This window comes from uncultured Limosilactobacillus sp. (assembly GCF_934202235.1).
Lineage (GTDB): Bacteria > Bacillota > Bacilli > Lactobacillales > Lactobacillaceae > Limosilactobacillus.
The window spans coordinates 1-20,420 of record NZ_CAKPXS010000007.1; the positions used below are offsets into that span (position 1 = coordinate 1).

General features: G+C 49.2%; 22 protein-coding genes. 6 read left to right on the top strand and 16 right to left on the bottom strand.

Annotated elements, in window-relative coordinates; genetic code table 11:
* The coding region (locus Q0E49_RS01995; RefSeq protein ID WP_295746175.1) for a sodium:proton antiporter at window positions 1-1,490 on the top strand (1,490 nt) is incomplete at its 5' end.
* 54 nt (window positions 1,491-1,544) lie between these two features.
* On the opposite strand, the gene Q0E49_RS02000 is transcribed toward Q0E49_RS01995, so the two are convergent.
* Window positions 1,545-2,501, bottom strand: coding sequence for an alpha/beta hydrolase (locus tag Q0E49_RS02000; protein ID WP_295746177.1), 957 nt, complete (start codon window positions 2,499-2,501; stop codon window positions 1,545-1,547).
* A gap of 87 nt (window positions 2,502-2,588) precedes the next feature.
* Between Q0E49_RS02000 and Q0E49_RS02005 the strand changes: the two genes are divergently transcribed.
* The 3 genes from Q0E49_RS02005 to Q0E49_RS02015 all read left to right on the top strand — a co-directional run bounded on the left by Q0E49_RS02005 (window position 2,589) and on the right by Q0E49_RS02015 (window position 5,008).
* Window positions 2,589-3,005: a helix-turn-helix transcriptional regulator gene (locus Q0E49_RS02005; protein ID WP_295746178.1), complete on the top strand. Its 417-nt coding sequence runs from the start codon at window positions 2,589-2,591 to the stop codon at window positions 3,003-3,005.
* Window positions 3,006-3,007: 2 nt separating this feature from the next.
* The gene (locus Q0E49_RS02010; RefSeq protein WP_295746180.1) at window positions 3,008-3,862 is read left to right on the top strand and encodes an SAM-dependent methyltransferase; all 855 of its coding nucleotides are present in this window, start codon (window positions 3,008-3,010) and stop codon (window positions 3,860-3,862) included.
* Window positions 3,863-4,177: 315 nt separating this feature from the next.
* Window positions 4,178-5,008 carry an Rpn family recombination-promoting nuclease/putative transposase gene (locus Q0E49_RS02015; RefSeq protein WP_295746182.1) on the top strand — a complete coding sequence of 277 codons (831 nt, stop codon included), beginning with the start codon at window positions 4,178-4,180 and terminating at the stop codon, window positions 5,006-5,008.
* A gap of 306 nt (window positions 5,009-5,314) precedes the next feature.
* On the opposite strand, the gene Q0E49_RS02020 is transcribed toward Q0E49_RS02015, so the two are convergent.
* From Q0E49_RS02020 to Q0E49_RS02030, 3 genes are read right to left on the bottom strand one after another with little or no spacing between them, the layout of a single operon-like run.
* Window positions 5,315-5,860 (bottom strand): hypothetical protein, encoded by a 546-nt coding sequence (locus Q0E49_RS02020; protein ID WP_295746184.1) that lies wholly within the window; start codon window positions 5,858-5,860, stop codon window positions 5,315-5,317.
* Window positions 5,841-6,254, bottom strand: a complete 414-nt coding sequence (locus tag Q0E49_RS02025) for a hypothetical protein (RefSeq protein WP_295746186.1) — start codon at window positions 6,252-6,254, stop codon at window positions 5,841-5,843. Before Q0E49_RS02025 ends, Q0E49_RS02020 begins: the two co-directional genes overlap by 20 nt.
* An 11-nt stretch (window positions 6,255-6,265) precedes the next feature.
* Window positions 6,266-7,387, bottom strand: coding sequence for a L,D-transpeptidase family protein (locus tag Q0E49_RS02030; protein WP_295746188.1), 1,122 nt, complete (start codon window positions 7,385-7,387; stop codon window positions 6,266-6,268).
* Window positions 7,388-7,489: 102 nt separating this feature from the next.
* Here Q0E49_RS02030 and Q0E49_RS02035 point away from each other — a divergent pair, with 102 nt between their 5' ends.
* Window positions 7,490-7,939, top strand: a complete 450-nt coding sequence (locus Q0E49_RS02035) for a universal stress protein (RefSeq protein ID WP_295746190.1) — start codon at window positions 7,490-7,492, stop codon at window positions 7,937-7,939.
* 67 nt (window positions 7,940-8,006) lie between these two features.
* On the opposite strand, the gene ptsP is transcribed toward Q0E49_RS02035, so the two are convergent.
* From ptsP to ulaG, 8 genes are all read right to left on the bottom strand, one after another.
* Window positions 8,007-9,728 (bottom strand): phosphoenolpyruvate--protein phosphotransferase, encoded by a 1,722-nt coding sequence (gene ptsP / locus Q0E49_RS02040; protein WP_295746192.1) that lies wholly within the window; start codon window positions 9,726-9,728, stop codon window positions 8,007-8,009.
* A gap of 96 nt (window positions 9,729-9,824) precedes the next feature.
* Entirely contained in the window at window positions 9,825-10,556 is a 732-nt protein-coding gene (locus tag Q0E49_RS02045; RefSeq protein WP_295746194.1) for an L-ribulose-5-phosphate 4-epimerase, read from the bottom strand.
* A gap of 13 nt (window positions 10,557-10,569) precedes the next feature.
* Window positions 10,570-11,454, bottom strand: a complete 885-nt coding sequence (locus tag Q0E49_RS02050) for an L-ribulose-5-phosphate 3-epimerase (RefSeq protein ID WP_295746195.1) — start codon at window positions 11,452-11,454, stop codon at window positions 10,570-10,572.
* A gap of 98 nt (window positions 11,455-11,552) precedes the next feature.
* The gene (locus tag Q0E49_RS02055) at window positions 11,553-12,191 is read right to left on the bottom strand and encodes a 3-keto-L-gulonate-6-phosphate decarboxylase UlaD (protein ID WP_295746197.1); all 639 of its coding nucleotides are present in this window, start codon (window positions 12,189-12,191) and stop codon (window positions 11,553-11,555) included.
* 31 nt (window positions 12,192-12,222) lie between these two features.
* Entirely contained in the window at window positions 12,223-12,525 is a 303-nt protein-coding gene (locus tag Q0E49_RS02060) for a PTS sugar transporter subunit IIB (protein WP_295746199.1), read from the bottom strand.
* Between the two features lie 32 nt (window positions 12,526-12,557).
* Window positions 12,558-14,054 carry a PTS ascorbate transporter subunit IIC gene (locus Q0E49_RS02065; protein WP_295746257.1) on the bottom strand — a complete coding sequence of 499 codons (1,497 nt, stop codon included), beginning with the start codon at window positions 14,052-14,054 and terminating at the stop codon, window positions 12,558-12,560.
* A 25-nt stretch (window positions 14,055-14,079) separates the two neighbouring features.
* The gene (locus tag Q0E49_RS02070) at window positions 14,080-14,538 is read right to left on the bottom strand and encodes a PTS sugar transporter subunit IIA (protein WP_295746201.1); all 459 of its coding nucleotides are present in this window, start codon (window positions 14,536-14,538) and stop codon (window positions 14,080-14,082) included.
* Window positions 14,539-14,615: 77 nt separating this feature from the next.
* Window positions 14,616-15,689 (bottom strand): L-ascorbate 6-phosphate lactonase, encoded by a 1,074-nt coding sequence (gene ulaG / locus Q0E49_RS02075; RefSeq protein WP_102281875.1) that lies wholly within the window; start codon window positions 15,687-15,689, stop codon window positions 14,616-14,618.
* Window positions 15,690-15,922: 233 nt separating this feature from the next.
* Between ulaG and Q0E49_RS02080 the strand changes: the two genes are divergently transcribed.
* Window positions 15,923-16,687 (top strand): DeoR/GlpR family DNA-binding transcription regulator, encoded by a 765-nt coding sequence (locus Q0E49_RS02080; protein WP_295746204.1) that lies wholly within the window; start codon window positions 15,923-15,925, stop codon window positions 16,685-16,687.
* Between the two features lie 124 nt (window positions 16,688-16,811).
* Here Q0E49_RS02080 and Q0E49_RS02085 read toward each other — a convergent pair whose 3' ends face one another.
* The 4 genes from Q0E49_RS02085 to Q0E49_RS02100 all read right to left on the bottom strand — a co-directional run bounded on the left by Q0E49_RS02085 (window position 16,812) and on the right by Q0E49_RS02100 (window position 20,413).
* Window positions 16,812-17,543: an L-ribulose-5-phosphate 4-epimerase gene (locus Q0E49_RS02085; RefSeq protein ID WP_295746206.1), complete on the bottom strand. Its 732-nt coding sequence runs from the start codon at window positions 17,541-17,543 to the stop codon at window positions 16,812-16,814.
* Between the two features lie 35 nt (window positions 17,544-17,578).
* The gene (locus Q0E49_RS02090; RefSeq protein WP_295746208.1) at window positions 17,579-17,848 is read right to left on the bottom strand and encodes a hypothetical protein; all 270 of its coding nucleotides are present in this window, start codon (window positions 17,846-17,848) and stop codon (window positions 17,579-17,581) included.
* On the bottom strand, window positions 17,848-19,971 hold the full coding sequence (locus Q0E49_RS02095) for a PTS sugar transporter subunit IIA (RefSeq protein WP_295746210.1): 2,124 nt from the start codon (window positions 19,969-19,971) through the stop codon (window positions 17,848-17,850). The genes Q0E49_RS02090 and Q0E49_RS02095 overlap by 1 nt, the downstream gene beginning before the upstream one ends.
* A gap of 148 nt (window positions 19,972-20,119) precedes the next feature.
* Entirely contained in the window at window positions 20,120-20,413 is a 294-nt protein-coding gene (locus Q0E49_RS02100; protein WP_295746212.1) for a PTS sugar transporter subunit IIB, read from the bottom strand.
* Between the last annotated feature and the right edge of the window lie 7 nt (window positions 20,414-20,420).

Sequence of the window (20,420 nt, forward strand, 5' to 3'; positions counted from 1 at the left end):
CCTCTGGGCTAGTCCTCTTCAACCTGGCAGTGGCGACGCTGGTTAACGGTGACTTCTCCCTGGTTAACGGAGTAGCAACCTTTCTCTACGTCTTCTTTGGGGGAATCGTCGTGGGACTCCTCTTGGGAGCACTGATCGTCAATCTCCGGTTATGGATGCTGCAAGAACACGCCGCCATCTCCAATGTCGACTTACCAATCAACCTCCTGACCCCGATCGTTGTCTACTTTGCCGCCGAAGAAGTTCACGTTTCCGGCATCATCGCCGTCGTCGCCGCCGGGATTGCCCACAGTATCTGGTACGAACGTCTCCACCTGACATCGTCGGAACTACAAATTGCCAGTCACAGTACCTGGCACCTGGTCACTGATATCCTCAACGGATTAGTCTTTGCCCTACTAGGGGTGACCCTGCCGGACATCTTTCATGGTGTCTCAGCTGCGTCATTCATGCGGGTATTGGTCATTGCCGTCCTGGTTTACGCAGTCATGACCCTCCTCCGTTACCTCTGGGCCCGGACAAACATCGTTCAGCTGCGCTCGGATAACGATCAGGCGAGGAAGGAAGCCCTCCTGCTGGCTATCGGTGGGGTCCACGGAACAATTGCGCTGGCGATGGCCTTTTCAATGCCAGCCACAATTAGCGGCACCCCCCTGCCCTACCGTAACCAGTACATTTTGATCACCACCGTGGTGATCTTTATCAGTCTCCTCGTCGGAACCTTCTGTTTTCCAGTGCTGCTCCCACAAAAAAAGCTCGGTTACAGCCAAGGCGATTTCAACGCCCACCTCGTGGCCAGCGTCTCTGCTGCGATGGATTACGTCCAACACTACGCAGCTGATTACAGCGGCGAGGTTGCGCTGGTTCAAAACAACCTCAGCAGCCAGCTGCGCGACCACGTCCACATTGACCACCGCAAGTTTGAAGAGCTAATGGATGGGGCCCAAAAAGTAGAGTTAGCAACCGTTGACCAACTTCATGACCAGCAAGAAATTGATGACGAGCAAGCGGAACTATATAACCACTACTTCGCCAAAATGATTGCCTTCAACCACCGTAACGTGATGCGCAATTACTTTGCCTTCCTCTGGCACGGCATTCAACGACGACGGAAAAGACGAGAAATCAAGAAAAAAATTCCCGAAGGGGAGTTGAAAGCCCACCTGCTCGATAATCGGGAGGCCTTCTGCATGATCGTCCAACAGGTTAACAAAGCCGTTGACGACTACCTCGACCAGCAGGCTACCGCTGACAACCGCGACGAAATCCGTAACATCAAGCAGGTCTATGCCAACCGCATTCAGATGTTCAACCGGCAACGTAACATCAACGCTGACGTCCTCAACCGGCTCTTCCTTGATTCTTTCCGGGAGGAACACGACTACGTCAACGAGCAACTGGCTGCCGGTAAGATCAACCGCGACCTCGCCAACGCCTTAAATAAGCAAATCTCTACCGACGAACTTGTCTTCATGCAGTCAACGGAATAAACTACCTTCCTTCTGGATAACAAAAGCGAGCCAAAATACTGGCTCGCTTTTTTGTTAATGAACGTAGCGGTCAAGGAACCGTTGAATGTGCTGGCGGTACTGCCGCGGCTGAGTTTGGAAGGACTTCGCGTGCTGGGCACCCTTAACCACCCACAGTTGTTTAGGACCGCGCGTTGCCCGGTAATTCTGGTAGACCATCCTGGTCGGGACAAAGGTATCATCGGCCCCGTGGATAAAGAGCATCGGTCGCCGGTTATGGTGCAGTGACTCGACTGCGCTGGCTTCACCAAGATAAAAGCCGTTGAGAACACGGTTATAGAGACTCATTGTCTTCTCCAGCGGCCAGGACACCACTCCTGGCAGGTGGTACAGGTCACGGGCCTCATGGGTGATCTCGTTCATCACGGTATCGTACCCGCAGTCTTCAATAAAGGCTTTCACCTGTGGTGGTAGCTTGGTGCCGCTGGTCATCATCGTCGTCGCCCCACCCATGCTGACACCAAACATGACAATTTGTGAACCCTTGCCGTTATGTTGAATAATCTGCCGAATCCAACGCTGCTGGTCGCGCCGCTCTGGCCAACCATAGCCGATCAAGCGGCCCTCACTTTGCCCGTGCGCCCGGGCATCAGGTAAGAGCACGTTGTATCCCATTTGGTGAAACATCGCCGCATAGGCGCCCATCGATTCCTTCCGGTTCATAAAGCCATGACAGATCAGCGCCGTTTTGTTCGTTGGTCGTGCTGCGGGAACGTAGTCGGCTACCAGCCGGTCCCGGTCGTTGGCCGCCATGATGGTCCAGTCCTGCTTATGGGCATCTTGAAACCACTTTTCTTCGCGGTAGAGCCGGTCATGCTTGCTGATTGGCCGGTTTTTGATAAAAGTTTTCGGGCTGCGAACGATCGCCACGTGGAAAAAGTAGGCAGCACCGCCTAAGTCTGCAACCAAGAGGATTCTCACCACCCACAGCAGCAGGTTGCGCCAAAAATGACTTTTCTTCCCTTGTTTCATTAACAATTCCCCGTTCTCTCAATGATGGTTGATATTTTAACACGTTTAATTAAATGGTAAAATAATAGTTATAAGGAAGGTGAGGACATGTTTCCTGAAAGATTACGGGCACTGCGCCGCGGAGAAAGGATTACCCTCAAAGAGCTGGCAACAGCCTTAAACGAAAATTTAGGACCAGGAGAGCGTCCCAACACCGCCTCCCAGATTGGCAACTGGGAGCGTGGCATTCGGACCCCCAACTACATTGAGGCGCGCAAGCTCGCTGAGTACTTTGATGTCAGCCTTGACTACCTAACGGGTAAGTCGGACCGTGATGACTATGACCTCGGTAAACTCTTTTTCTCCGGTAAGGACCTTTCGTTTAATGGCAAAAACCTCACCAGTGAAGACCGTTACGAAATTTTCCAGTTAATCGATGGCTACATGAAAGGCCGCGAAAACCGCAAGGATACTGACAAGTTCTATGGCCGTCAGGGCGAATTGAACCTGAATTTTAAGAACTAATCATGAAGCTACAAAAGAAAAAACAACTCGCAAAACGCCTAAAAAAAAGCCACCGCCAAACTCGGCAGGCACCTTATATCGAAAAACTAACCAGCTACGGTCAACTCTTCGCGGACGTTCCGGAAGTCAAGTTTCTGATTAACAACGTCCTGGAAAGCGACCACCTGATTAAAAACGGCCTCTTACCCCAGCAATTGCCACAACTATTACTACCAGATGACATCCAGGACCGTCTTTACCGGCAGCTGGCCAGTAAATACCCGGCGGGTAATCCAGCTGGCGACAAACTCTGGGACCGGTACACCGCGGCCTTGCCGAAAGTGGACCGTCTCCTGCGCAATTACCGCGACTACCTCGAAGAAACCTACGGAATGTGGTCGTACACCAACGCCCCCTTTATCGCTGCCTTAAGTGATTACCTGGCGGGTCAGCCAGTCCTTGAGATCATGGCTGGCAATGGCTACATTTCTCGTGGTCTCCGCCAACATAACCCCCACCAGCACGTTATCACCACCGATAGCAAGGCCTGGGTCGACGAAAACCAGACTGGCCGTCACCCGGTAACAACGGTCGAAAAGTGTGATGCCCTGGCTGCTATTAAAAGGTACGGTCACGAAGTCCGCTTTGTTATCATGTCCTGGTCGCCAGACAAGGTTGAAATCGACTGGCAGGTTCTTCAGCTGATCAGGCAGGGCTTTCCCCACCCGCAGTTGCTGGTAGTTGGTGAAAAGAATGGCGCCACTAACTCCGCTCGCTTCTGGAAGGAAGCAACTCTCAGCCAAGCGGGTCTGGAAAAGGTCAACCAGCACTTGCAAACATTTGATCTGATTGACGAACAAGTTTATCTTGCTAAATGATCAACAGTTACCACCCCCATTTGGTCCTATCAGAGAGTAATAATCGGCTCCTAGCGTTCGGCTTTACCAGAACGTTAGGAGCTATTATTATACTGCCTGTTAACTTTTAGCATAAATACGGGGGCTTATGTCACAGACCCTTTTTATTAAGTTAAAAGTTGTCAAAATAAACCCGACCTATTCCCGTATTTGTCGGGTAGTTTGCCCAAGTAACAAGGTTCGTCAAAAAGGCCGCGGTCAACTAATTCAATTAATAGGTACTATTGACCCCACCTTTGCGTATTTACATTGGTAAAGAGTTGACGGAGGTCCCCGATGAACACGACGAAGACAACCTATGGCTTTACTGAAGATAAGGTTTTTGGCTGGGTGATGGAAGATAAGGAGTTTTGCCGGTTTGTCCTCCAAACGATCTTACCCCAGTTGGACATTCGAGAAGTTCAGAACTTGTACCTGCAAAGGGAACTGAGTAATGCTGACCGGCAGACCAAGGATGTCCGCTTAGATATTCTGGTCCGTGACCAGCACAACCGCGTCTACAACGTGGAAATGCAGGTTGCCGACCAGGATAACCTGGGGCAGCGCATGCGATACTACTTATCCAAGGTCGATGCCCATTACACGTTAGAAAAAAGCAAGTCCTATAATGACCTACAAGCCACCTATATCATTTTCCTGTGTAACTTTGATTATCCCGGACAGGGCCGGATCCGCTACACCTATCACGAATATGAAGACCAGGATAAGTCACTAATGTTGCCAACCAACTCGGCGAAAGTTATCATTAATGCAAAGGGGCAGCTAGCTGGTAATAGCCAGGACCTACAAAACCTGGTGAAGCTAATGCGTGGCGAACCCATCAGCGGTAGCAAACACTTTGATTATGCGCAACAGAAGATCAAAGAAATTAATGACGACCCCAAAAGGAGGGCGCAGATCATGGATTACGAAACTAAATTGCTTGAACGTGAGCAGCTGGGTGAAAAACAAGGGAGACAGCAAGGTATCACCAAGATGATTGGCAACACCATTAAACAGTTGAAGGCTGCTGGCTATGACGAACTAGACGCTTATTCCTTCGTTAAAAAGTTGGGTGCCGGTCTCAGTGACAGCACCCTTCGCGACATGGTGGACCAATACTACTAATCAGCCTCATTTGCTACCATCTTCCCCCAAAAAAAGATGCTGCGCGGGACGCGTCGCTCCATTAATCTGCAAAATAAAAACACTGTGACAAAAAATCGTCACAGTGTTTTTGTGTCTTGATATTATCTCAGGAACGATCTCGCAGTTCACATACGACCCGCTCCGGGCACCCCGCAATCCGGCGGGTTAACGCGCCCCACTCTGAAATGTCATCCCGCTTTTCGCGGGTGCAACCAATTTGGGTTGGTTGCGGACCTCTCAGCTCATCGCAAGCTTAGCCTAACACCATCAATACCAACTTGCAAGCTACTTGCTAGCCTTTTTCGTCCGGCGCCGGCGCGTAGCCGTCTTCTTGTGGGTCGTTTTTCTGGTCTTCTTCGGCTTTTTAGCAGCTTCCGTTGCCTTTTCCTGGTTTTCCTTGACTGCCGCCAGGTGCTGACTGACCCACTGCTGGGCCTTCATCACCGACTGGTCTGGCTGCTCAGCAAACTCATCTGCCGTGTTCAACAGGTCAATCCGCAGGTGGGAAGCGTTGACGTGTTCCGCTTCCATTACCAGGTAAACGTTAACTGGCTGGGGGTCATCCCCGGCAATCAGCTTTGGATCCAGTCGTCCAGCTTCCGCCATTGGCACGTTAATCAAGTTGGTCTCCAAACGGACAGCAACCTCTTCGTCCTCCCCACTGACGTTCCACTGGTAAGCAGCAAGAAACCCGGCATCTAACTGGTCAGCAATAAAGGCCAACCCGTCATGAAGGCTGGCTAGTTGTTGAATCTCCACCGTCGTTGCCGCAACTTCCTTAACTTTCGCATTTGCTAACTGCTCAAGATAATCACTTACGCTTAGTTTCATGAGCTATTTTCTCCCTTACTTTCTCCCGATCATAGTCTAATCGCTGTTGAATACCATACCACACTCCGATGAGACTGACGACGATGCCAATTACACAGAGTATTTCAATCGCCAGTCCGTAAGCCGATGCCCGGGGGCGAACGGTGATTAAGCCGCCATAATCAGCAAAGGCGTAGTAAATCATCACCAAAATAGTGACGTAACCACAAAAGCGCATCCGCAGGGCAGCGAGGGCCACCACGACCACCCACAGGATAATAATCAACAGAACCCGCCACAGGACTTCCCCACTGAGCAGGGGCGTTCCGTGTTGGTGAAACATCGCTAAGTCAACAATGGCCGCAATAATCATTGCGATTAGCGAAAAGGCGATTAATTTTGAAACGTTCTTCATAAAAACTCCCCTTAATTAAAAATGGCAATTGGCTCGTCCTTCGACACATTGTTCCAGATGGAATCAATCTGGCTCGGCCGGACATTCAGACAACCGTGCGAGCCGTTTTGCTGCCACTCACTGGCGCCCCAGCGGGTCCGCCAGCTGGCGTCATGAATGCCGCAACCCTCTTCGGTAAACGGCATCCAACGGCTAACCTTGCTAGCGTAATCTGTCCCGTTACTATTCTTGCCACGCAAGACGCTCGGGCTTTGCTTGTAGCCAATGTAAAAGACCCCCGTTGGCGTGTTGTCGTGGCCGTTATTGGTTCCCGACACGATGTCAACACTGGCGACCACTTTGTTATCCTTGTAAACCCACAGGTGCTGCTGACCCAGCGAAACAGCAATGTAGTCCTTGCCCAGACCATCGTTAGCGGTTACCCCGTAGCCGGTCCCGTGCGGGTTGAAACCAACACCTTTCAGGTAGTCCTTCCCATTAACGTGCTGGTCACCCTCGGTCAGGGCCTTCGCCACCCCGCTTGCTGCTTGGGAAACGTTTAGCTGCCAGCCGTAGGTATTGCCCTTCACCGCAACCCGTCCAGTCGGGGTAGTGACCTGATAATCCTTTAGAAGGGTCATCTGCTGGTGGTTAATGGTGGTTAAACGACGGGTAATAGCTCCATTATCGACCTGGTACTGACCATTGGCATAAGTCGTACCGTTCAGCATTTCATCCGCCTTAAAGGTGTACCGGTGACCATTAATAGCAAAGATCGTCGACCGGCCCACTAACTGCTGAAGGTGCTTCTTGGCTGCAACCGCGCCCTCATTATACTTTTGAAAGTGCTGTTGGTAGCTGCCGAAAAAGCGATGACGCTGCTGGTTAAACATCTGTTGGACGTCGGCAGTCGACAACAACTTGGCCGACCCACCATGCTGGCGGACGACCTTCCCATTTTCAAAGATATAGGTTTTACCCTGCTCCTGGTTAACCTTTTGTTTAGCCTGTTCAACCGTGAGTCCACCGACCTTGACGTTGTTAATCGTCACCGCCCGGCGAAAGTATTTAGCAGCGTGTGCTTCGTACAAACCAAGCACACCAATCACAATCAATACTGCTAAACCCACGATCATTGTCTTCTTGGGTTTCATTTTTCCTCCAGAACCAACTTTTTAAGTGTTGATAACGTTATTTTATCATGTCTCATTGTATAATTGACTTGTACAACTTAGCAAGTTTGGAGGGATAGAAGAATGGAAAAGTATCAACATCAAAAATTCCTGGTACCAATTGATGGGTCCAAAATAACCCCGCACTTGGTTGACCGGGCGATTGAATTGGCCAAGCAAAATAACGCGACGATCGACCTCTTAAACGTCATGCAAATCGACCAATTAACTGACGGCTTCGCTTCCACGATGGAAATCGATGAGGACGGCACATACACCCTTGTCAAGACGATTGAAGAACGGCTGGACGACCTCAAACAACGCGCCATCAAGAGTGGTGTCAAGGACGTCCACATCCACATTCGTTTTGGCAGCCCGAAGGAAGTCATTGCGCGCGAATTCCCGGCTGACCACCACACCGACCTAACAATTATCGGTGCTACCGGCTTGTCACGGGTCGAACGGGTCCTCGTTGGTTCAACCACCGCCTACGTCGTTCGCTACTCGCCGTGCGATGTGATGGTCATTCACTAATAACGCAAAAAGAAAGGGACGCTGGCACGTCAAATGCCAGCGTCCTTTTCACTTTAGTGAAAAACGGTTAGTTCAGGTGGTCCTTAACCAGCTTTTCAACATCTTCTTGGGTGTCCATGGCGAGTGCCTTGTCAACCAGGGCTGCACAGTCCTTGGTATCCAGCTTGCTCATCATGCTCCGGGTCCGCAGGATGGAAGTTGCACTCATTGAGTACTCATCCAAGCCCATCCCCATCAGCAATGGCAATGCCAGTTCATCACCGGCCATTTCGCCACACATTGCTGCCTTGGTGTTGTGACGGTGAGCAGCCTTGATAACATGGTTGATTAAACCAAGGAAGGCCGGGTTCAGTGGCTGGTAAAGGTAGGAAACAGCATCGTTACCACGGTCAGCAGCGAAATTGTATTGAATCAGGTCGTTAGTCCCGATGGAGAAGAAGTCAACTTCTTCAGCCATCTTGTCAGCGTTAATTGCTGCCAGTGGCACTTCAATCATCATCCCAATCTTGACGTTCTTGCCAATGCCCGGGTGATCCTTTTGTAATTCTTCAACACATTCGTTGTAAACCTTCTTGGCAGCCAGCAGTTCAGCCAGCGTCCCGATCATTGGGAACATGATCGAAATGGGGCCGAATTCAGAAGCACGGATCAAAGCACGCAGTTGCGGCTTGAAGATCTTTTCTGGGTCGTGCAGGCTAATCCGGATAGCACGGTAACCCAAGAACGGGTTCATTTCCTTCGGCAGTGGCAAGTAGTCCAGCGGCTTGTCCCCACCAATGTCCAGGGTCCGGACAACTACCGGCTTGCCCTTCATGCCGACAACGGCCTTCTTGTAGGCTTCAAATTGTTCATCCTCAGTTGGCATGTGGTCACTGCCCATGTAGAGGAATTCTGAGCGGAAGAGTCCAACACCGTCAGCACCCTGCTTGACGGCATCGACAACGTCATCCGGCGTCCCAATGTTAGCAGCAATTTCAAAGTCCTTGCCGTCCTTGGACTTGGAAGGAGCATCGACCATCTTAGCCCATTCAGCCCGTTCCTTTTCAAAGTCAGCAGCCTTCTTTTGGTATTCATCCACTTCATCATCACTCGGGTCAACGATGGCATCACCATTCAAACCGTCAACGATGATCTGCTGGCCAGACTTAACACTGGAAGTAATGTTTTCTGAACCAACGATTGCCGGAATCCGCAGTGTCCGTGACATGATAGCGGCGTGGCTAGTCCGGCCACCGAGGTCGGTAACCATCCCCTTGACGAACTTCTTGTCCATCTGTGAAGTGTCAGACGGGGTAATTTCGTGGGCAACGATAACCACTGGCTTGTCAATAGCAGCAATGTTTGGCAGTTGCTTGCCCAGCAGGTGGCTTAACGCCCGCTTTTCAACGTCCTTCACGTCAGCCGCACGTTCTTGCATGTACTGGTTATCCTTCATGGCAGCCAGTGTGTCTGAGAACATATCCATGACGTCAGTCGTTGCCTGTTCAGCAGTAACCTTTTGATCTTCGATTTCCTGCTGAATCTGCTTCTTCATTTCAGGGTCAGACAAAATCGCAATGTGCGCATCGAAAACGGCCAGTTCCTCGTCCCCCAGACGGTCCTTGGCGTTTTCCTTAATCTTGTTTAACTCGTCGATTGAGTCAGCAAACGCCTTATCAACCCGCTGGTATTCGGCATCAGTATCTTCAATCTTCTTCTTATCAAAACTCAGGTCCGGGTCAACCAGCAGGTAGGCTTCGGCAATCCCGATACCATCACTAGCAGCAATCCCTTTAACAACTTTAGACATTACAAATTCTCCCTTCAGCTTATGAGCGCTTACATCAAAGCTGATATTATTATACAACGAATTGGTCCATTTGTGACTGACCAACTATCGTTCTTACTAGTTTTCCCGCTTAGCGTGGTCCTTGCTGTGAGCGTTGTTCTGGCCGTAGTAAGCGTTCTTGCCGTGCTTACGGTAGTAATGCTTGTCCAGCAGGTACTGTGGCAAGTGAATGTCCGCCCGGTTGAGCATCATAGCGTGGTAGTCTTCTTCGGCAACGACTTCCAGCACCTTCGCGTTGTACACCGCCTTGGCTGGCGTCGGACCCCAGGTGAATGGGCCGTGTTGCATCACTAATGCTGCCGGAGTGGCTTCGTAGTCCAGATGACGTTCCTTAAACGACCGAATGATGACCTTCCCGGTGTTGCCCTCGTAGTCTTCTTCGATTTCTTCCTTAGTCAACGCATCGGCCGCCGGTACGTCGGTGTAGAAAGTATCCGCGTGGGTGGTGTTTAGTGCCGGGATGTCCATCCGGGCTGCGGCGAAGGAAACGGCCCACGGTGAGTGGGTGTGGACAATCCCGCCGATCTTGGGGAAGTGGTTGTACAAGTAAGTGTGGGTTGGCGTATCGGATGACGGGTTGAGGTCACCTTCCACCACTTCCCCCTTCAGGTTAACCACTACCATGTCATCAGGCGTCAGTTCGTCGTACGGGACCCCGGACGGCTTGATTACGTAAAGCCCTTTTTCGCGATCAATCCCGGAGACATTCCCCCAGGTAAAGGTTACCAGACCGAGTTTCGGCAACTGCATATTGGCATCATAAACTTCTTTTTTCAGTTCTTCTAACATCGTTCTCTTCTCCTTACTTTTCTACTGGTTCCTGGTGAATGCCGACGCGGGCAAAGATATCGTCAAAATAGGCTTTGGCCGCCTTTACTTCGCGAGTTGGGTCCGCGTCTCCGTTGTCGCCAGCCCACATTTCAATCGTGTAACTACCGTTGTAGTTCAGCCGGACTAACTCCTTGAGCAGGCCTTCAAAGTCAACACAGCCCTCGCCAAATGGAACGTTCTTGAACTGCCCCTTAAAGGTTGGCGTGACGGCCTTGGTATCCTTCAAGTGAATGGCAGCGATGTTACCAGTGAACTTTTCCAGCTGGGCTGGCACATCGTTATCCGGCCAGGCCGACAGGTTCCCCAGGTCTGGGTAAGCCTGAAGCCATGGACTGTGAATCTGGGTCTTGTAGTGGGCAATCTTAGTCATCGAGTTAATGAAGGGATCGTCCATCGTTTCAATTGACAACATGACCATCTTTTCGGCAGCCATGTGCACACACTTGGCCAGGTTTTCCACGTATAGTTCCCGGGACAGGTCCGACTTCGTCTCATAAAAGACGTCGTAACCAGCCATTTGGATATTGTGGATTCCAAGGTCCACGGCCAAGTCAATCGCTTTTTGCATCATTTCCAGCGACTTTTGACGGATCTGCGGATCCTTAGAACCCAACGGGTAGCGGCGGTGACCCGAGAGCATCATCGTGTTAATCCGGCTGTGGGTAGCCCACATGGCTTGGCGAAAACTCTCCCGTTCTTCTGCCGTCCAGTCCAGCCGCGCCAAGCGTTCATCACTTTCGTCAATGGAAAATTCCAGGAAGTTAAAACCGAGGTCGTGGACCAGCTGGAACTTCTCTTGCCACGACATGTCCTGCGGCAGGGCCTTTTCGTAAATTCCCAATGCGTTTGTTGTCATAAATACGTCCTTTCCTGTGCATTAAAAAAGCAATGGTCAACGAGGGCTAAATACCTCGTCAACCATTGCTGTAAGAGAGATTGTCGAATTGGATCTCATTAGCCCCAAATCCGGTTGATTTCATCCTTGAATGACTGAGCGGCCTGGCGTGGGTCATCGGCACCGTGGATAGCACGGCCGGCAATGAAGCAGTAGACTGGCACACCCTTGAAGAGCTTCAGCACTTCCGGCTTAACTCCACCGGTAACTGAAACCTTAAAGCCCATGTCGATCAGCTTTTTCACGGAGTTCAGGTCTTGTTCGCCCCATACCTGACCGGCAGCCTTGGCGTCACGGCTCTGGTGGTAAACCACCTGGTCAACACCGTTGTCGAGCCATTCTTGGGCCCGCTTCTCGTTGTCCCAGCCTTCGTATAATTCAACTTGGACTTCGATTTCCTTTTGGGCGGCAGCCATCGTTGGCACCGTCGCGGCGTTGATGCAGGTCATCCAGTCGGCACCGTGTTCAGCGGCAACCTTAGCCACGTGACCACCAGCATCGGCCACCTTGGCATCGGCCAAGATGATCTTGTTTGGTGCAATGGCCCGCAGGTCACTAACAGCGTCCATGCCTTCTTGGTAAATCAACAGGGTCCCGGCTTCGACAACGTCAACGATGTCGCCAACCTGGTGAGCAACTTTGAGTGCAGCAGCCGTCGTGTCAGTATCGAGGGCTACTTGTAACAGTGGTTTTGACATAATTTGTTACTCCTTCGTTTATGTTACTAAACTACTTGCTAAACTTTTCGGAGAGCTGTGATGCCTTAACAGCGTCTTCAACTTCCTTCTTTGACATAACGTTCTTGATGCCGATTACCACGCCACCGCGGTCTTCAACATCCTTGAACATCTTGACAAATGGCAGTGAAGTAAAGACAACGTCGTAGTTACGGGCAGTCCCCTTAGCTTCAGAAACTGAAGTGTGGTCAGACTGGGTAACCTTGAACCCCATGTCCTTAAGGGCTTTCGTTGCCGTCCGCATTAACATCAAACTAGTACCTGAACCGTTAGCACATGCAGTCAAAACTTTCATGATATATCCTCCTAAGATTTAAATCAGTTTAATTACTTAGCACTGTCAGCCTGAGCCTTGTGGCTTTCCTTCCAAGCATCGTAGTCCTTAACAATTTGGAAGTAGCCATCTGGGTCGTGGCGGTATTCCAGCTGTGGAATCAAAATCAATACCAGAACAACAATGGCAATACCAATGTAGCCTAAGTACTTCATAACAACCGTAAATGCTGGCCATAACGTTGCCCAGTCGAACATTCCCAGGTAACCACCGTATGTTGCCATGCCAACCCAAGTTGCGATAAAGGCAGAACCAGCAACCTGAATAACACCACAAATGAACGGTGCAATCATTGCGTACTTGAAACCACCACGGTTGTTGGCGAAGACACCAATTGCGGCGTTGTCAAAGAACATCGGAATAAATCCGGCGATAACAATCGTTGGTGAGTGGAAGACTAACAGTAAACCAATCATTACGAACTGACCAAGAGCACCAAACATAAAACCAATCGTTGCGGCATTTGGTGAACCGAAACCTAAAGTAGCGGCAACGTCGATGCCTGGCACAGAACCTGGCAGCCAACGTTCGGAAATCCCGGTAAATGATTCAGTCAGTTCGTTAACGAATGTCCGAACCCCCAGCTGCAAGATGGCCAGGTAAACGGCAAACATCAATGAAGTCTGAATAATGTAGAAGATGAAACTCTGTCCTGGCTTCATAAACTTAGCGTGAACCAGGTAGGATGGTCCGAGGACGATCAGGATAATCCCGAAGAAGAAGATCATCAGGATTGAAGTGGAAACCATGTTGTCGTTAAACATTGACAGCCAACCTGGCAGTTCAATGTCTTCCAGACGACGGCTTTCGGTCTTACCCTTAGCCTTCGCACGCTTTTCCATCCATTCAGCCCACTTAGCAAAGATGAAAATCCCAAACATTTGCTGGTGAGCAATCCCGAAGCCGGCACCATCAGTTAATTCCTGGGTGATACCAACGGTTAAGTTTGAACCAACGGCCCAGTAAAGCCCCAGGACAATCGACATGATGACCAGGATTTCGATCCGGCCCATCTTTGGGAAACAGAAGAGGAAGAGCCAGAAAGCAGTTGCGGCTTGCTGAACCTGAACGTTACCAGTCGTAAAGACGGCACGCAGTTTCGTGTACTTTTGGAAACGAACCAACAAGATGTTGATAATGTAGGCAAACAGCAACAAGAGCATCGTATCAGCAAATGACCGGCCAAACCGCTTCATAATCCCGACAGTCACGGCGTTTTGTCCGAAGTACGGGTCAGTAACCATGGCGTGAAGATGGAAACGTTCACGCAGACCAACCAGAATTGGCCGGAATGAGTTAACCAGCCCAGCGGAACCAACCGTCAAAATAAAGTAACCAACAGTCGCCTTCAAAAATCCAGAAATGGTATCGTACCATGGCTTCTTTTCCAGAATGTAACCAATCAGGACAATGAAACCAATCATGAAGGCTGGCTGTTCAAGAATGTTTGTGGCGAAGTATGTCCAGATCGCCATTAACACATTAAGAATAGCTTGCATAATAGATCACCTTTTATTACATATTGTGTTTCTTCATAACGTCACGGTAGTCATTCATATTCTTGACCTTCATCAGATCTTCAACCATCCCGTCTTCCATTAACATGTCAGACAAGTTGGCAATGTTCTTAACGTGAGCGTCATGATCTTTAGCAGCCAGCATGAAGAACAGCTTTGCATCCTTTTCTGGGTTACCATCTTCAAAGGAAACCGTCTCTGGCATGATTGTAAAGCCGATCCCTGTACCTAAAACCCCACTGTTTTCGGCAGAGGAATGTGGCATTGCCACGCCGGGAACGATCACAATGTAAGGGCCGTATTCCTTCACGTCAGAGATAACTTGATCAACATATTGGTCGGTCACTAACTTGTTCTTTTTCATTACCTCGGCACTAACCCTAATAGCTTCTTCCCAATTCTTAGGGTGCTGGTCAGTAATGTTTACCAAACCATTCTCTAAAAAGTAACGTAACATTATTAACTCCTCCCGCCCTTTCAGTGAGGGCTGCTTCACCGATTATCAGACACTACAAAACCTCACTCACTACTTCATTACAGCAGTTCTGGGAATGGCAGGTCTGGCTTGTTCTTGAACGCATCGTGGAAACCACGGTCGTACATATATTCAAACTTGTCCTTGTCTTGTGGGTAGTTGAATTCGCCACCAACCTGAAGGATGTATGGCTTAAACTTATATTGCAGACGGTACTTCTTACGGTTCCAAAGAGCAATGATGTCCTTCGGGTCAGTGAAGAAGTTTGACCAGATGTCCCAGTGCATTGGGATAACAACGTTGGTCTTCAGATCTTCTGACATCCGCAGAACTTGTGAGTCGTCCAGCTTGTCGGTAATCCCACGTGGGTTTTCGCCGTAAGCACAAAGGGCAACGTCAATGTCGTTTTCGTTACCATGCTTAGTGAAGGTGTTGGACATGTGTGAGTCACCGGCATCATACAGGTTCCCACCAGTCGTTTCGAACAGGTAGTTAACGGCAACTTCGCTCATCTTACGAGGCATCTTGCCTTCCAACTTAACACTTGGGTCGTCTTCGGTAACCAGTTCAGTCCGGTCAAATGATTCAAGAGCCTTAACGTTAACGGCGCCAACCTTTACTTCATCGCCGGGCTTAACAACAATGGTCTTTTCCTTTGGAATACCCCATTCAACCCATTCATCAACAACGCCTTGTGGGCCGATGAACTTAGCCTTTGGACAGTTCTTGTTGATGCATGCAGCAGTGTAGATGTCCAGGTGGTCGTGGTGAGTGTGGGTAACGCAAAGCGCGTCAACGTCCTTGACAGCAAATGGGTCGATAACGTACGGACGGTTACGCAGGTTTGGTTGTTGTGCTTCCACACCAGCCATCCTCATCATTTGGTGACCCTTACGCATCTTGCCATCACCATGGGTGTGCTTACCAGTACCGTTCCACATATCAACCACGATGTTCGTGCCTTCGTGAGTCTTCAGCCAGAAGCCCATGCAACCGGTCCACCAAATTGAGAATGAACCTTCAGGAACCTTCTTATCAGCGATCGTTTCGTTAAGGTAAGTTCCCCATTCTGGGAAGTTGTTCTTAGCGAACGTTTCAGGTGTTACATCATTAATATTCTTTGGCGAAGCCATCAGAATTCCTCCTTCAAGAATCAACAATTTGTTTACGGTTACAATGTACCGTTTGAAGAAACCCTTTTCAACACCCGCTTATGTTAATTCGCAATCATATATGTTATTTAAATGTTAATTAACATATATTATAAGTTAATTGTTATTCATTAAAGTGAATAACGTGATATTGTGTTTTAAGTATATTTGAATTAACATATAACCGAATAAAACAACAAATGAGGTTAACAATCATGCGAAACTCATACAAAAACATCGAGGATCGGCGTAAGCACATCCTCGATATCCTCAGTAAAGAAAAGACTGTCCAGATTAATCAACTTAGCCAGCGCTTGGACGTGTCCCAGATGACTATTCGTCGTGACTGCAACAAACTTGCTTCAATGGGGCGTCTAACTCAACACCTCGGGGTTCTTCACTACGTATCGCCGGAAAAGGCTAGCAAGAGTATCACCCGTGAGCGAATTAAAAAGAACCTAGGGATAGAAGCGGCCAAACGGATTAACGACAATAAGATTGTCTTTATCAACTCCAGCTCGACAGCAATTTATGCTATCCCTGACCTACTCAAAAAGAACGTTACCATCATCACTAATAACGGTAACGCTATGAAGTTTTTAACCGATAAAGATAATGCCACCTTGATACTTTCGGGTGGGTCGGTTAAGAAAAATAATGTTATGAAAGGTGACATTGCTAACCGGTCATTTCTCAGTATGCGATCCGATTGGGGAATCATTGGTTGTGCCGGTTTAAGCCTTGAACACGGTATCTCTACACCTTTCATTGATGAAGCAACCGTTAACCGCAATATCGTTAAGAATTCACGTCACCTAATCGTCTGTGCCGATTACAGCAAGTTCGACAGCTTTTCTAACTTCACCATCGGTAGCATTTCTGATATTGATATTCTCATCACCGATACCTTTGTTGATGGTAAAATCCTCGAAAACTTCCGTCATCATGGTGTCGAAGTCGTTCAGGTTCCCCAATTTTAACGATGGTAAAAAGCAGTAAACAACAAAATAATGGTCACCAACGTCTGACAGAAGACGTTAGTGACCATTTTTTACATTAGTTATTGGAGTCTTGAGCGGCTCGCCTGCTATTTTATGCTTTCTATTAGTTTTCCCGCTTAGCGTGGTCTTGGCTGTGGGCGTTGTTCTGTCCATAGTAGGCGTTCTTACCGTGCTTGCGGTAGTAGTGCTTGTCGAGCAGATACTGTGGCAAGTGGATGTTAGAGCGGTTAAGCATCATTGAATGGTAGTCTTCCTCAGCGACAACTTCCAACACCTTCGCGTTGTAAACTGCCTTGGCTGGTGTTGGACCCCAAGTAAATGGTCCGTGCTGCATTACCAACGCCGCCGGAGTGGCCTCGTAGTCGAGGTGGCGTTCCTTAAAGGAACGGATGATGACCTTCCCGGTGTTACCTTCGTAGTCTTCCTCGATTTCTTCCTTGGTCAACGCATCGGCGGCTGGCACGTCGGTGTAGAAGGTGTCGGCATGCGTCGTGTTCAAAGCCGGGATGTCCATCCGGGCAGCAGCAAAGGAAACAGCCCACGGTGAGTGGGTGTGGACAATCCCGCCAATCTTCGGGAAGTGATTGTAAAGGTAGGTGTGAGTCGGCGTGTCTGAGGACGGGTTGAGGTCACCTTCCACAACTTCCCCCTGCAGGTTAACGACCACCATGTCGTCAGGAGTCAGTTCGTCGTACGGAACACCCGATGGCTTGATGACAAACAAACCTTTTCCCCGGTCAATCCCGGAAACGTTCCCCCAAGTAAAAGTTACCAGACCAAGCTTTGGCAACTGCATATTAGCATCGTATACTTCTTTTTTCAGTTCTTCTAACATACTCTTTCTCCCTCTCAATCATTACTTTCCCGTCATCACTTATACAACCAGCCGCCTTCAGCCGCGATACAAATAAAAATGAAGAACAAGATGGCCCAGTTCAGGTAGTGAATAATCCGTCCGAATTCCCGGTCAACCGAAATTTGACGGAACAAGATCAAAATGACCATCAAAGCGGCAATCGCGTTCGTTGTCCCCGCATGGGTGTTTCCGCTAAGAAACTCCCATACCGAAATGGCCGCGGTAGCTAGTAGGCAAAGCGACATGATGACATAAAACGGAATGTTGTATTTTTTCTCCTTCATTAAGCCTTTTCCTCCTGTTGATAACTGTATTCACTAATGGTGTGGTAGGCTGTCTTAGCGTCCTTCGCAGCTAATAACGTCTTGAAAACTTGACGGTTAGTAACCAACCCCATCACTTCAGCTAAGGCGCGGTCATGCTCGTGATTTTCACCCGGCGCCAAAACAATCAAGCAACGGATCGTTTCCTGCCCCTGACCTGTTTCAATGACTAACGGCTGCCTAAAGATTCCCAGCGCCATTCCAACCTGGTTAACGTGCTCACTAGGTGCCGCGTGTGCCAGGAATGTATCGGCTGAAACCATCATGTATGGGCCAAAACGGTCAATTAGGCTCAGGATGTCGTCATAGTATTTCGTGTCCGCAATTCCCTGGTCCGTTAAAATCCAGCACAGCTGCTTAATCGTCTCCTTCAAGTCACGAGGCCGGTCGATTAACTTAATTGACGCCGGCTTCAGTAAGTCAGCCAGTCGTTTTTTCGTCGGTACAACGCTATTTTCCTGCCCGTTGAGCGGATAAAGATAGGACGTTAACTCAGCTCTTAATCCCTCTTCGTCAGTCAGGCGGGCGTGGCGTTTAACGATTGCCATCAGCTTATCTAACGACCGTTCTTGCCCAATTGACAACTGAGGGAAGTACTGGTGGAGTGCCCGTTCAATCCGGTAATTATCCTTATACTCCAGTACCGGCTGAACACTGATCACCGGAATATTAAATTCATCCGGATTGAGGTTCGCTGTCGAAATAATCAACTTAGCCCGGTTCGGCATCCGCATAATCCGTTCAAGGTTTTCAATTCCCAATGAACGAGAAAAGTTAATCAATGGGTACTGACGATGCAAAGTGGCGTACAGGATCGCAGAGGTCGAAATCCCACTGGTGCAAACCAGCAGTACATCGGCATTTAAGTAGTCCTGAATGTTGTCCGACTTGGAAACAAAACGGGCAACGTCAGTTTGAGTGCTATCGTCAACTGAAATGAAGTACAGACAAATCAAGGCAATCTCGCTCGTTGGAATTGGCGAACCCACCACTATTTCCAGCGGTCGACAGGCGATCTGGACGAACTTAATCATCTCTGGAAACTTCGAGTGAATCGCATCCAGCAGTGGCATTTCAAAAGTGAAACGGTAACGGCACCGGAAATAAGTGGCGTATAAGTGGATGCTCAAGGCATTCACAAAAGCATTGTCGTTAATCTTGGTCCCGGCAATTTGGTCGTAGCGCAACATTATTGCCCGGGCAATATGGTGCATTTTTCGCTTAAACTCGTCCTTGACGTAGTTCAAAACGTCAACTTGCGAACACAAAACAATTTCGGTAAAGAATACCAGCTCCTGGGTATCCTGAATCCCGTTACGGGCCAATAGTCTCCCCACTTCGGGGATAACACCGCTCGTCACAGCAGCGATCTCCTCGCTAGTTGTATCGGGGTTCGTCACCCGATGACCAAGCGAGATCCGGAACATCCGAAACTTCAGACAACGGATAATAGTCTGGGCGGCATTTTCAGTAAAGCGGGCATTAATCCCTTTTTCCAACTTACTCAGCTGCTGGTAGGCAATGTCCATATCAATCGCCGGAAAAGTCAAGTGGTCAATCCCGGTAGCAATCACGCCCTGGTTATCCTGTGACAGTTGACGGAAGACGTAGCGGCAAATTGCCTCCTCACTTCCCGCCAGTACATGGCCTTTCGGGGTACTGGTTAATTGAAGTCGTGGATACTCCGTTTCGATCCGTTTAAAGTCAGCAATAATGGTGTTGCGGCTAACGCCTAACTTATCACCAAGGTTGTTAATTGATTGTGGCTGAACCCGCGTCAGCAAAGACCAGATCATGGCATCCAACCGCTTCTGCGGGCTAACCGCTGGTTGATTCTGCTCCGGTTGCGCTTGCTGCCGTTTTTGCCAGGCCGTCACCGTTTCTTCCGGCAGGAGGTAGCCAACACCACGTTCGTTTTGGATGCTGGTCATCCCCAACTTGGCCAGCAACTGGTTCGCCTGGTCAATGCGGTAAAAGACGGTGCGGCGAGAAATGTTGAACTGCTTTTCAATTTTGGCTGCCGAAACGTAGTCGTGGGCCGCAGCCAGGTAGTCAATTAACTTTTCGGCGTTCTTTACTGCCATGTCTGCACCCCTCCCTTACATCTTCTTCGACAGTTATTAATTACGATAAGGGCCTCCAGTTTCGGAAATCCGAACACTGGAGGCCTTTTTTCCACCAATGAAGTAGTTCATGGTCGTCATTGGTGGAAATCCTAACTAGGTAAGCTGATTAACCCTTAATCAGTTCTTCAACCTTGTCAATTACTGAATCAGCACCGATCCCAGTCAGCAGTGGCAGACCGTTGATTACCGGAATCTTGATTTCATCGTTGTCGTACTGAGTGGTCGTGATGGCCATGTCAGCTTCGTCGGCCATTGAAGCAACTGATTGAACTGAAGTTTGGATCAGCTTGTAATCTTGGTTTTCTTCGTAACCACGAGCTTGCAGTTCTTCGTTCAGCTTGTTCATGGCAGTAGTACTAGTAACAACACCTGCACCGCAGGCAACAATAATCTTTTTCATCTTGAAA